At 64.7% G+C, this 12,229-nt stretch carries 14 protein-coding genes; 9 read left to right on the top strand and 5 right to left on the bottom strand.

The features are described 5' to 3' along the window. Both AC1P6P_RS11675 and erpA read right to left on the bottom strand, forming a co-directional pair. The coding region (locus AC1P6P_RS11675) for a hypothetical protein (RefSeq protein ID WP_481402614.1) at positions 1 to 531 on the bottom strand (531 nt) is incomplete at its 3' end. A gap of 305 nt (positions 532 to 836) precedes the next feature. After that, positions 837 to 1,175: an iron-sulfur cluster insertion protein ErpA gene (gene erpA / locus AC1P6P_RS11670; protein ID WP_481402616.1), complete on the bottom strand. Its 339-nt coding sequence runs from the start codon at positions 1,173 to 1,175 to the stop codon at positions 837 to 839. Between the two features lie 44 nt (positions 1,176 to 1,219). Between erpA and AC1P6P_RS11665 the strand changes: the two genes are divergently transcribed. From AC1P6P_RS11665 to AC1P6P_RS11640, 6 genes are all read left to right on the top strand, one after another. Beyond that, positions 1,220 to 2,428 carry a deoxyguanosinetriphosphate triphosphohydrolase gene (locus AC1P6P_RS11665; protein WP_481402613.1) on the top strand — a complete coding sequence of 403 codons (1,209 nt, stop codon included), beginning with the start codon at positions 1,220 to 1,222 and terminating at the stop codon, positions 2,426 to 2,428. Between the two features lie 78 nt (positions 2,429 to 2,506). Further along, positions 2,507 to 3,394, top strand: coding sequence for an SPOR domain-containing protein (locus tag AC1P6P_RS11660; RefSeq protein WP_481402612.1), 888 nt, complete (start codon positions 2,507 to 2,509; stop codon positions 3,392 to 3,394). A gap of 10 nt (positions 3,395 to 3,404) precedes the next feature. Further along, positions 3,405 to 4,409 carry a beta-N-acetylhexosaminidase gene (gene nagZ / locus AC1P6P_RS11655; RefSeq protein WP_481402611.1) on the top strand — a complete coding sequence of 335 codons (1,005 nt, stop codon included), beginning with the start codon at positions 3,405 to 3,407 and terminating at the stop codon, positions 4,407 to 4,409. Continuing rightward, positions 4,406 to 5,209: a segregation and condensation protein A gene (locus AC1P6P_RS11650; RefSeq protein ID WP_481402610.1), complete on the top strand. Its 804-nt coding sequence runs from the start codon at positions 4,406 to 4,408 to the stop codon at positions 5,207 to 5,209. The genes nagZ and AC1P6P_RS11650 overlap by 4 nt, the downstream gene beginning before the upstream one ends. Beyond that, a complete protein-coding gene (gene scpB, locus AC1P6P_RS11645) occupies positions 5,206 to 6,045 on the top strand; it encodes an SMC-Scp complex subunit ScpB (protein WP_481402609.1) in 840 nt (279 codons plus the stop codon). Before AC1P6P_RS11650 ends, scpB begins: the two co-directional genes overlap by 4 nt. 71 nt (positions 6,046 to 6,116) lie before the next feature. After that, complete coding sequence (locus AC1P6P_RS11640; protein WP_481402608.1) at positions 6,117 to 6,494, top strand: hypothetical protein; 378 nt, start codon at positions 6,117 to 6,119, stop codon at positions 6,492 to 6,494. Positions 6,495 to 6,777: 283 nt separating this feature from the next. Here the strand turns inward: AC1P6P_RS11640 and AC1P6P_RS11635 are convergent, their stop codons facing one another. Next, complete coding sequence (locus AC1P6P_RS11635; protein WP_481402607.1) at positions 6,778 to 7,782, bottom strand: zinc-binding alcohol dehydrogenase family protein; 1,005 nt, start codon at positions 7,780 to 7,782, stop codon at positions 6,778 to 6,780. Between the two features lie 104 nt (positions 7,783 to 7,886). Between AC1P6P_RS11635 and AC1P6P_RS11630 the strand changes: the two genes are divergently transcribed. After that, positions 7,887 to 8,261: a winged helix-turn-helix transcriptional regulator gene (locus AC1P6P_RS11630; RefSeq protein ID WP_481402606.1), complete on the top strand. Its 375-nt coding sequence runs from the start codon at positions 7,887 to 7,889 to the stop codon at positions 8,259 to 8,261. On the opposite strand, the gene rnd is transcribed toward AC1P6P_RS11630, so the two are convergent. Together rnd and trpB are read right to left on the bottom strand one after the other, a co-directional pair. Continuing rightward, the gene (gene rnd / locus AC1P6P_RS11625; RefSeq protein ID WP_481402605.1) at positions 8,258 to 9,412 is read right to left on the bottom strand and encodes a ribonuclease D; all 1,155 of its coding nucleotides are present in this window, start codon (positions 9,410 to 9,412) and stop codon (positions 8,258 to 8,260) included. The genes AC1P6P_RS11630 and rnd overlap by 4 nt on opposite strands. 146 nt (positions 9,413 to 9,558) lie before the next feature. After that, on the bottom strand, positions 9,559 to 10,761 hold the full coding sequence (gene trpB, locus AC1P6P_RS11620) for a tryptophan synthase subunit beta (RefSeq protein WP_481402604.1): 1,203 nt from the start codon (positions 10,759 to 10,761) through the stop codon (positions 9,559 to 9,561). 112 nt (positions 10,762 to 10,873) lie between these two features. On the opposite strand from trpB, the gene AC1P6P_RS11615 reads away from it, so the two are divergent. Continuing rightward, positions 10,874 to 11,410, top strand: a complete 537-nt coding sequence (locus tag AC1P6P_RS11615) for a GNAT family N-acetyltransferase (protein WP_481402603.1) — start codon at positions 10,874 to 10,876, stop codon at positions 11,408 to 11,410. A 26-nt stretch (positions 11,411 to 11,436) separates the two neighbouring features. Next, positions 11,437 to 12,225: a biopolymer transporter Tol gene (locus AC1P6P_RS11610; RefSeq protein ID WP_481402602.1), complete on the top strand. Its 789-nt coding sequence runs from the start codon at positions 11,437 to 11,439 to the stop codon at positions 12,223 to 12,225. Positions 12,226 to 12,229: the final 4 nt, after the last annotated feature.

Here is a 12,229-nt window from a genome sequence, read left to right as displayed (position 1 = left end):
GCCTCTGCGGTGTTCGGGTTTGTAGCCGATGAAGACGTTTTCGTAGAGGCACGACAGGGTATAAAGAACATCGACGCCGTTCGGCGACATGCAGGGCGCGAGGTACGGTGCCTCGCGCCGGGCGAGTTCACGCTGCCAATGTTGGGGATCGGACACATCCGATACGATGCCGAAATGGCCGGGATCGTTCTTGAGCGCAAGGCCAATGCGATCGCAGAGGTTGCGCACTTCCCGCGAGGCTTTATCGTAGCGTCCCGGATCGCAGGTGGCCAGCGCCATCGCGATACCTTCAACTTGTTGCGACAGCACCGATGGTGTCTGGAACGCATACGGATTGAAGTACGGTGGCGTGATCGCCCCGGAACCGCTGCCGCGAGTCGACAATCGGGGTTTGCGCGGCGCGAGCGGCGGCTCGCGGGCCAGCGTGATCAGGGTTTCGTGCTCGTCGGCCGACCGTTTGGCCGGTTCACGCTCGATGATCAGCGCATGGAGAAACACGAACACCGCCGCAGCATGCAGCAGCGCCACCATGAGGAGCGCGGGAATCCTGACGCGAACCGCTGACGCCATGCCGTTTCCGGGTGGGTGCCGAAAGGACGTACCACGTAGCGGAAACGGCGGGCACTTAAGCCGGGTTCATGACAAATAGGCCATCGGTTTTATGCCCCCGCGGGCGACGAGGATTTTCCGTGCGCACTTAGACCGTGGGGGAAGTCCGGCGAAGCCGGGAAGGGGGCTCATCACGCGCGAGCCCCCGTTGCCCGCGGCGCGGACGCTTCCCCCACGGCCTTCGTGCGAGGGGCGAGACCTTTTCGTCCGCGGGGGCAGAAAAGGGGCTAAATCGAAAAGCTGGTACCGCAGCCGCAGGAGCTTTTGGCGTTGGGGTTGTTGACCCTGAAGGCGGCGCCGATCAGTTCATCAACATAGTCGAGTTCGGCCCCGTTGAGAAACCCGAGCGACATCGAATCCACCAGCACGCTGACGCCGTCCTGCGCGATGACGAGGTCGTCGTCGGCGCGTTTGTCGTCGAGGTCGAAATGGTACTGGAAGCCGGAGCAGCCGCCGCCGCTGACCGACAGGCGCAGCATCTTGGGAGCGGCCTCGGCGGCGATGATCTTGGCGATCTGGCGCGCGGCGCGGGGGGTGACGGTGAGGGGGGCGGTATCGGTGGTCATATCGGACATGCGATAATCATAGCGAGTCTTACTGTGGGTTTGGAATGGCCAATTCAAGCGAGCCGGCCGGGCGGCTGTTGGGCACCGTGTTTCGGCCGCCAACGGAGCGGGCGCTGTTCGCCACGTTTCCGCAGCTGAGCCGCGGCCGGCTGATCCCCGAAAACGAGAGCCCGACCCGCACCTGCTATCAACGCGACCGCGATCGCATCCTGCATTCCACCGCCTTCCGCCGCCTCAAGCACAAGACGCAAGTGTTCGTGGAGCACGAGGGCGATTACTACCGCACCCGCATGACCCACTCGCTGGAAGTGGCGCAGATCGCCCGCTCGGTGGCGCGGTTTTTCGCCCTCGACGAGGACCTCGCCGAAACCGTCGCGCTGGCCCACGACCTCGGCCATACCCCGTTCGGCCATGCCGGCGAAGACGCCTTGTCTGCCGCCGCGGAAAGTATCGGCGGGTTCGATCACAACGCCCACGCGCTGCGCCTGGTGGCCAAGCTGGAGCACCGCTACGCCGCCTTCGACGGCCTCAACCTGACGTGGGAAACGCTGGAGGGACTGGTCAAACACAACGGCCCGGTGACCGGCCAAATTCCCGAGCCGATCGCCCGCTTCAATGCCCGCTGGCCGCTGGACCTCAGCTCGTGGCCGGGGCTGGAGGCGCAGATCGCGGCGCTCGCTGACGACGTCGCCTATCTCACCCACGACATCGATGACGGGTTTCGCGCCCACCTGTTCACGCTCGAGGAATTGTTCACGGCACCGCTGGCGGGGGAGCGGGCGAGGGCGATCGTCGATCGTTACGGCCCTCTCGAAACCAGCCGCTTCATCGGCGAACTCGTCAGTGTACTGATCGGTGTTCTGGTCTACGACATGATCGACGAGACCAAGCGGCGGCTGGCCGAAGCGCGGCCGGGCTCGGTGGAAGCGGTGCGCGCTGCCGGCCATCCGCTGGCTGCCTTCTCCCCGGCGATGGCGGCAGAAGCCGAGGCGCTGAAAGCCTTCCTTTTCACCCACATGTACCGTCACGAGCGGGTCACCGCGGTCCGGCTCAAGGCCAAGGCGCTGCTGGCGGAACTTTTCGCCGCCCTGGCGGAGAATCCGGCGCTTTTGCCCGCCGATTGGGCCGCTTCGTGCGACGTTCCGGGGTCGGCGGCGACCAAAGGTGTTGTGCGCGACTACATTGCCGGCATGACCGACGGCTATGCTATTCAGGAATATGGCCGCATTTTCCACAAGGACGTGCAGCTTTAGCGGCTCCGCCGGGCCGGGGCGCCGTGATTCGGTGCGTCGGGGGTGCTAATTTCCAGACTGTCAGATTCGGAGCAGGCCATGGCCAATTTCGACCGCGCCAATCACGACCGCGAGGACCGCGACTACGACGGAGGGCACGACGACGAGGAAAACGAGGGCTCGCACCTGCCCGTCGTGATCATCATCGCCATTCTGGTCCTGGCGGCGTTCGGCGGTGTGGTGTGGCTGGCCTATAACCAGGGCGTTGCCCGTGGCCGCAATGACGTGCCGGTGCGCGTCGCCGCCGCCCAGGGCAGCAAGGCCGACGACAGCGGCATCAAGGTCTATCAGCAGTCTGCCGGGCCGGACGAGGGCGACGACAGCAAGGCCGCCAAGTCCGCCGCCCCCCCAGCCGCGGCGCCGGCCCCGCAGGCCGTCCCCGATACGCCGGCCCCGGTCCAGCCTGCGCCGGTCCAGCCGACCCCGAAGGTGGTCGCTCAGGCTGCACCGCCTCCGGTGGTGGCGCCGCCGCCCAAGGCTCAGCAGGTCGTCCCGCCCAAGCCGTTGCCGGCCCGTCCGGCCTTTGAGGACACCCCGTCCCAACCGCAGGTGGCGACCCGGCCGCCGGCTCAGCTCGGCGGCGTCCATCCCGCCGCTCCGGCGCCTGCCACGACACCGCCCAAGACGGCGACGGTGACGCCCGCACCGCTCAAGCCGGCCACTCTCAAGCCGGAAGCGCCTGGCGCCTTCATGCTCCAGATCGGCGCCTATAAGTCGGATGAGGAAGCGCGCGGCGCCTGGAAAACCTACCTGTCCAAGCACGCCACGCTGCTCAACGGCTTCAGCCCCGACGTGCAGCAGACGACCCATCCCGACGGCAGCGTCTGGTATCGGCTGCGCATTGCCTCGTTCTCCAACAAGGATACCGCGGCGGCGCTATGCGAGCGGCTGAAGGCTCAGGGCGGCGCCTGCTTCCTGGCGAAATAAGGCGAAAGCAATGCGTCGGCGTGTGATCTTCGGCTGCTCGGGACCGGTGCTCGAGCGTGTGGAACGTGACTTTTTCCGCGAGCTGCAGCCGTGGGGCTTCATCCTGTTCGGACGGAACGTGAAGACCCGCGAGCAAGTGCGCGCTTTGACGGACTCTTTGCGGGAAACGCTCGGCGACGCTCAAGCCCCGGTGCTGATCGACCAGGAAGGTGGCCGGGTTGCCCGCCTGCGGCCGCCCGAATGGCACCAGCGGCCACCGCAAGGCGTGTTCGGGACGCTGCACGCGGAAAATCCCGAGCGGGCGGGCGAGGCGGCCTATCTCAATGCCCGCCTGATCGCCGTTGATCTGGTCGAGATCGGCGTCAATGTCGATTGCCTGCCGGTGCTCGATGTACCGGTGCCCGGTGCCCACGATGTCATTGGCGACAGGGCTTTTTCTACCGATCCGAGCATCGTCATCGAACTCGGCCGCGCGGTCATCGACGGGCTGATCGACGGTGGCGTCCTGCCGGTGATGAAGCATGCTCCGGGGCATGGCCGGGCCGGCTGCGACACCCACCTCGAACTGCCGCGGGTCAGCGCCAGCCGCGCCCAGTTATCCGCAACCGATTTCGTGACATTCCGCAGCCTCGCGCATTGTCCCATGGCCATGACCGCGCATGTGGTCTATGAGGCAATTGATCCAAACCGTCCGGCCACCTTAAGTCCCCGAGTGATTCGCGAAGTGATTCGCGGCGAAATTGGTTACCAGGGGCTGCTGATGAGCGACGATCTCAGCATGCAGGCGCTTTCCGGGCCGCTCTCCGCCCGGGCCAAGGCGGCTCTGTTCGCAGGCTGCGATGTCGTGCTTCACTGTAACGGCGGCATGGACGAGATGAAGGACGTGGCCCTGGAGGCCAAGCCGCTGGAAGGCGAGTGGCTGAAGCGCGCGGAAACGGCCCTGGGCCATCTGCCGCAAGCTGTTGAATTCGACCGGGTTGCCGCTGAGGAGCGGCTCAAAGAGTTGCTGGCATGAGCGAAGAGTTGGACGACAATTTCGAGGCGATCGATCTGCCGCCGGCAACGGAGGACGAGAAGCTGGTCGTCACCCTCGATGGGTTCGAAGGCCCGCTCGATGTCCTGCTCAGTCTGGCGCGGACCCAGAAAGTAGACATCGCCAAGATTTCCATCCTCAAGCTGGCCGACCAGTATCTCGAGTTCATCGAGCAGGCCAAGCGGATGAATCTCGAATTGGCGGCCGATTATCTGGTGATGGCGGCGTGGCTTGCCTATCTGAAATCGCGCCTGATCCTGCCGCAGCCCGAGCACAAGGAAGGCGAGCCGTCGCCGGACGAACTGGCGACCCGCCTGCGCTGGCGCTTGCAGCGCCTCGACCAGATGCGCGAAGCCGCCGCCCGTCTGATGGCCGGTGACCGTCTCGGGCGCGAAGTTTTCGCCCGCGGCATGCCGGAACCGATCAACGTCGTGAAGCTGCGCACCTACAAGGACACCATGTATGACCTGCTCTCGGCCTATGCCGGCGAGCGGATCAAGAAGATGCGCGGCAAGAATTATCAGCTCCGGGCTTCGCCGGTGATGCTGATCGATCAGGCGCGCGAACGGCTGGAGCGGCTGCTCGGCAAAATTCCCGACTGGAGCAGCCTTGATGCCATGCTGCCGGACGGCTGGACCGGAGGCCCGCGGCGCCGCTCGGCCATGGCCAGCATGTTCATGGCGTGCCTGGAAGCCGCCCGCGACGGCCGCATCGAGCTGCGCCAGATGGCGCCGTTCGATCCCCTATTCATCAAGGACCTTGCCAAAGAGGCATCAGCATGAACGGCGTCCTGAAGGTGCAAGAAGACCTTGCCGAAGAGTTGGTGCCGGTCAGTGAAGGACAGACTGTGTCAGACGATAGCGTACCGAGTTCCGAGAGCCCCGTTGCCGAAGAGACCGTCCTCGAAGTCGTGACCGAGGCGACGGACGCAGCGCCCGAAGCGACGCCGGTTGTCGAAGCGGAACTGAATCCCGAGCATCTGCGGATGACCGAAGCGCTGCTGTTCGCGGCGTCGGAACCGCTGTCGGAGGATGCGCTCAAGTCTTCGCTGCCGGAAGGCGCCAACGTCGCCGCCTGCATCGCCGAGCTTCAGAGGCTGTATGAAGGCCGCGGCGTAACGCTCGTGCGGGTCGCGGAAAAATGGCAGTTCCGGACCGCCGCCGATCTCGCCTTCTTGCTGCGCAAGGAAAAGCCCGAGCAGAAAAAGCTGTCGCGCGCCGCCATCGAGACGCTCGCCATCATCGCCTATCACCAGCCGGTGACCCGCGCCGAGGTCGAAGACATCCGTGGCGTCATGCTGTCGAAAGGCACGCTCGATACGCTGATGGAAGTCGGCTGGATCAAAATCCGCGGCCGCAAGCGTACGCCGGGCCGTCCGGTGACCTACGGCACTACCGAGGCGTTCCTGGTCCAGTTCGGACTGGAAAACATCTCGCACCTGCCCGGCATGGACGAGCTCAAGGCCGCCGGGTTCCTCGAAGCGGTGCCGCCGAATGGGCTCGACGTGCCGTCGCCATCCGATCAGCTCGGCCCCGACGAGGACCCGTACGAAGGGCCGGAACCGCAGGAACTCGCGACCGGCGGCGCCGATCCGTTCATGCCCGGTTCATCCGAATAGTGAGATTCTTCCCAGTGGAGCGCTTTATCCGCGGCGGTTGCACGCCGTGTGCTTTGTGCTGGGAGTGAGCCATGAAAGAACTGACCCTGATCGCTCTGGCCGTTGGTTTGGCCGGTACGGCTGCTTACGCTGATCCGCCGGTGGCGCCCAAGCCGCGGCAGGTCTGCATCCAAACCTCGGATATCGACAGCATGTCCTATCCGGACAACCGCACCATCATGTTCCGCATGAACCATGGTCCGGTGAAGGTATGGCGCAACGAGCTGCCGCGCGAATGCCCGGGCCTGAAGTTCGAGCAGGGCATCGCCTGGCAGATCTGGGGCGGTGAAGTCTGCTCCAACATGCAGGTGTTTTATGTCCTGCGCCGGGGCACGCCCTGCATGCTCGGAACCTTCGTCCCCGGCGACCAGCCTCGCCAGGACGGCTGGGTCGCGCCCGCGAAGAAGTGACGTGAATTAGGCTGAGAACGCGTTGCTTCCCGCGGGTTTGCGAAAGTCAGCTCGGCGGGACGGCAAAGAGTGTCACCCCCGGCCGAGCGCTTCAAAGCGCATCAGCGCGGCGAAGGGTGAGGGGAAGGGGGCCCAGGTATACTCGGCAAGAAAGCTCTCGCGAAGATTCGAGAACAGCCGCGCACTGCATTCGGCATTGTCGGCGGGTGGAAACCTGGTCCCCCTTCCCCTCACAGGACTTCGCCTGCGGCTGCGCCGGTTCGGCCGGGGGTGACAATAAGTTTTAAAACCCTTCCAGCACGATCTTGCCCTTCGCCTTGCCGCTTTCGATCAGGGCGTGGGCTTTCCGTAAGTTGGCGGCATTGATCGGTTTCAGCACCTCGGTCAGCGTCGTCTTGAGGCGGCCGGCATCGACGAGGTCGGCGACTTGGCCGAGCAGCTTGCCCTGTTCGCCCATATCGGGCGTCTCGAAGATCGAGCGCGTGAACATCAGTTCCCAGTGCGTCGACACAGCCTTGCGTTTGAACGGCATGACATCGAGCGTCTGCGGATCATCGATCAGGCCGAAGCGGCCCTGCGGCGCGATCAGCGCGGCAATCTCGGCAAGATGGCGATGCGTTTCGGTGGTCGAGAACACGAACGCGGGCGCGCCGATACCAAGCGCTTCCACCTGCGACGCCAGCGGCTGAGAATGGTCGATCACATGGTGGGCGCCGAGGTTTTGCACCCATTCGCGGGTCTCGGGGCGAGAGGCCGTGGCGATCACCGTGAGGTCGGTGAGGGCCCGCAACAACTGGATCGTGATCGAACCGACACCGCCGGCTCCGCCGATGATGAGGATCGCGTTTGCTGCGCCCGGCACCGGCTTCTTGACGTCGAGCCGCTCGAACAGCATCTCCCAGGCGGTCACGGCGGTCAGCGGCAGCGCGGCAGCTTCCGCCATCCATAGCTTGCGCGGCTTGCGGCCGACGAGGCGCTCATCGACAAGATGGAACTCGCTGTTGCAGCCGGGGCGGGTGATGGTGCCGGCATAGAAAACCTCGTCGCCCGGCTTGAACAGCGTGACTTGATCACCGACGGCAACGACATGGCCAGCCACGTCCCAGCCGAGCACCTTGTAGCCGCCCTCCGGGGCCGGCGCGCTGCGGCGCACCTTGGTGTCGACCGGATTGACCGAAATCGCTTCTACCGAAACCAGCAGGTCGCGGCCGGTGGCGTCCGGTTTCGGAAGGTCGATGTCGACGAGGCTGTCGATGCTGCCCTGGGTCTTGTAGCCGATGGCTTTCATCCGCGTCGTTTCCGTGTTTGCTGCCCGCAAGAGATGCGTCTACGATACTGAAAAGCCAATACGCACAAAGTTAGCCTATAGTGCACAAAAGGATACTGTCAGCCATGGTGAAAGTGCGCCATACCCGTTTCGACTGCAGTCCGGGCTGCGCCGTGGAAGCGGCCATCTCGCTGATCGACGGCAAGTGGAAATCGGTCGTGATGTTCCACCTGATGGGCGGGACGATGCGGTTCAACGAACTGAAGCGCGCGATCCCCGGCGTCACCCAACGGATGCTGACCAACCAGCTTCGCGAACTGGAAGACGACGGTCTGGTGGCGCGGAAAGTCTATCCGCAGGTGCCGCCAAAAGTCGAATACAGCCTGACGCCGCTGGGCGAAACCATGACGCCGATCTTGCGTGCACTGAAAACCTGGGGCGACACCAACCTCAGCCGCTTCTCCAAACCGCGCGAAACCGAAACCGCCTGCGCCGGCTAATCTTCCAGTTCCACCACCACCGCCTCGTTATTCTCAAGGGCAATGGCGAGTTGGCCGTTGCGCAGGGCGATGGCATCCTTGCCGAACACGTCGCGGCGCCAGCCGGTGAGGGCGGCGACCCCTTCATCTTCGCCAGCGGCGAGGCGCTCGATGTCCTCGGCGTTGGCGATCAGACGGGGCGCGACGCGGGCTTCCTCGGCGCGCAGGCGCAGAAGCGTCTTCAACAGGTCGACGGCGGCGGGCGAGGGGTCGCGGTGGCGACGGTGGTTGGGATCGGGGATGAACGCCGGCGGGTCGTTGTCCTTGGCCGCCGCGATCGCTTCCAGCAGGCCCCTGCCGATCTTGGAGGCGGCAAAACCCTTCGGCACCGAGCGGATGCGTTCCAGCATCTCGCCGTCTTCGGGCGGGTTGGAGGCCAGTTCGAGCAGCACTTCGTCCTTGAGGACGCGGTTGCGCGGCACGTCGCGGGTCTGGGCTTCGCGTTCACGCCATTCGGCGACCGCGGCCAGCGCGGTGAGGAAGCGCTTGTTGCCGGTGCGCGGCTTGAGGCGCTTCCACGCCTGGGTCGGATCGAGGGCGTAGAGCTCTTCGCTCTTGAGGGCGTCGATTTCCTCGGCGACCCAGCTTTCGCGATTGGTGCGCTTCAGCTCGGCGGACAGCTTCTCGTAGATCACGCGCAGATGCGTGACGTCGGCCAGCGCGTATTCGAGCTGGCGGCGGGTCAAGGGACGGCGCGCCCAATCGGTGAAGCGGGCCGACTTGTCGATGTCGGCGTGGTCGAGCTTGCGCGCCAGGGTCTCGTAGGACGCCGCCTCGCCGAAGCCGCACACCATGGCAACGATCTGGGTGTCGAACAGCGGATCGGGAATGACGCGGCCCTTATGCCAGAAAATCTCGATGTCCTGGCGGCCAGCGTGCAGGACCTTGATGATCTCGGGCTTGGCGATCAGCTCGAAGAACGGCGTCAGGTCGATGCCGTCGGCGAGGGGGTCGATGATCGCCGCCACATCGGGCGCCGAAATCTGGATCAGGCACAGCTTGGGCCAATAGGTGGAGTCGCGCATGAACTCGGTGTCGAGGGCGACATAGGGCGACGACGCCAGTTCCTGGGCGAGGTCCTTGAGATCGGCGGTCGATTCGATAATCCGCATTGCGACCTGATAGCGGATTCGCGCTCAAATGGCGCCTGACTTAATGCCTCGCGTGGCGCTCTGTTACACCACTGAGGCGGGAAAATCGGCCTGAAACCCGATTTTACGGCCTTTGTTGCCGTTAGGGACGGGTTCCTGCCGGCATTTTACAGCCCCATCAGCTCGGCGACATAGTCGATGTCTTTGTCGCCGCGGCCGGAGAGGTTGACCACGACGATCCGGTCGGGCGGCAGAGTCGGGGCCAGTTTGATCGTGTGGGCGATGGCGTGGGCGCTTTCCAAAGCGGGGATGATGCCTTCCACCTCGGAGAGTTCGCGGAAAGCGGCGAGGGTTTCGGCGTCGCTGGCGGAGACGTACTGGACCCGCGCGACATCCTTCAGGAACGAATGGATCGGGCCGACGCCGGGATAATCGAGGCCCGAGGCGATGGAGTGCACCGGCAGCGGCTCGCCCTTTTCGTCCTGGAGCAGATAGGTCTTCATGCCGTGCAGCATGCCGGGGGTGCCGTAGGTCAGGGTGGCGGCATGCTCGCCCGGATTCGGCCCCTTGCCCGCCGGCTCGACCCCGACGATGGCGACATCCTTGTCTTCCAGGAACGCGGTGAACAGGCCCATCGCGTTCGAGCCGCCGCCGACACACGCCACCAGATAATCGGGCAGGCGCCCGGCCTGTTCCTGAATCTGCATGCGCGCTTCGCGGCCGACGACCGATTGGAAATCCTGCACCATCATCGGATAGGGATGCGGGCCGACCACCGAACCGATGGCGAAGAAGGTGTCTTCGTGGTTGGTGACGAAATCCATGAAGGCGCTGTCGACGGCATCCTTCAGGCACTGCCCGCCTTGCGTCACTTCGATTACCTTGGTGCCGAGCATCTTCATGCGGATCACGTTGGGGTGCTGCTTGGCAACATCGATCGCGCCCATGTGGATTTCGCAACTGAGGCCAACCAATGCCGCCGCGGTCGCCAGCGCGACGCCGTGCTGGCCGGCGCCGGTCTCGGCGATCAGCCGCTTCTTGCCCATGCGCTTGGCGAGCAGCGCCTCGCCGATCGTATGATTGATCTTGTGCGCGCCGGTGTGGTTGAGGTCCTCGCGCTTCAGGTAGATGCGGGCGCCGCCGAGTCTGGCGGTCAGGTTGCGCGCGAAATACAGCGGCGAGGGGCGACCGACGTAATTCTTGAGCAGATAGCGGTATTCTTCCCAGAAGGTCGGGTCCTGGCGGATGGCGAGATAGGCCTCTTCGACCTCTTTGATGACAGCTTCGAGCTGCGGCGGTACGAAACGGCCGCCATAGGCGCCGAAAAAGCCCTGAATGTCTGGAATCAGGGTCTGATTGGAATCCGTCATAGCACCCAGCGGTCCGAGCGACCGCCGCTCCCCGTGAAATATTTGTGCGGGAATGCTTCCCGGCAAGAACGCTTAATGTCAATGGCGCCAAATGGCCGGTGGTGCCGGAGGCTTGCCACTGGTACGGTCGGGCATGCTCGATTACCCCAGCCATCTCGTGCGTGAGATCCTGTGGCGCGGCCAGCCGGTCGTGATCCGCCCGGTGCGGGTCGGGGATGCCCCGGCCTATGTGGCTGCGGCGAAAAACTGCAGCCTGGAGGACATCAGCTTCCGCCTGATGCGCGGCATCCGGGCGGTATCGCAGCAACTGATCGCCCATTTCACCGTGATCGACTACGAGCGCACCATGGCGTTTGTTGCCGAAGGCGTGACGGGCGACCTCATGGCCATCACCCGGCTGGTGCGCGACGGCCTCAGCAAGAGCGCCGAGTATGCCATCATCGTGCGCACCGATCTGCAGCGGCAGGGCCTCGGCACGCTGATGCAGAACCTGCTGCTCGACTACGCCAAGGGCCTCGGCCTCGACGAAGTTTGGGGCGTGATCGATAGCGAAAACCGCAAGGCCCTCGGCTTGATCGACCGGCTCGGATTCAGCCGCAGCTTCCATGTCGATCTGCCCTTCATCCGGGTCGCAAAAGCGCTAGGGTAGGGCCAGCCAAAACTGGGGAATCCCTCATGCGCCTTGCCGCTGCCGCGACTGTGCTCGCGCTTGTGTCTACCGCCGCTTCCGCTGCCGATAAGCCTGTGGTGCCCGATTGGGCGCTGCCGGGGTCGCCGAGCCATGTGCAGGTGTCGCCGCCGGCCGATTTCCACCGCGCCACCACCACTTTCAAGACGCCGATCGGCATTTTCGACGGCCAGTCGGACATCGGCAGTGCGCTGGTGCCGGGCAGCGCCGCGTTCGACAAAGCGACAGGCGCCTACACCATCACCTCGGCGGGTTATAACGTCTGGTACACGCGCGACGAGTTCCGCTATCTGTGGAAGAAGATGGACGGCGACGTTTCGCTGGCCGCCGACATCGCGTATCCCGATCCCACCGGCTTCGACGACCGCAAGGCGGTGCTGGTGATCCGCCAGAGCCTGGACGATGATTCCAAAGAGGCCATCGTCGCGCTGCACGGCGGCGGCATGATCCATCTGGCGCAAAGGCCCGTCGCGGGGGCGCGGGTAAAGGACATGGAATTCCGCATCGGCGGCCGCGGCCGGCCCGGCGGCAAGTCGCCCGACAGCCTGGTGCCGGTGATCGCGCGCCGCATCGGCATCGAAAAGCACGGCGACCAGTTCACGATCTGGGTCAGCCTCGAAGGCGAAGCGATGCACCAGTTCGGTCCGCCGATCACCCTCGATATCAAGGGTCCGTTCTACGTCGGCATCGGCTTCTGCTCGCATCTGCCCGACAAGGCCGATACCGCGGTGCTGTCGAATGTCGTGCTGGAGAACGCGGCGGGAAAAGTTCGCTGAGATA

It is taken from the genome of Rhizomicrobium sp. (assembly GCF_056722145.1).
The sequence above is the reverse complement of the archived record's forward strand: the minus strand, read 5'-3'. Positions and strand labels throughout refer to the sequence as shown.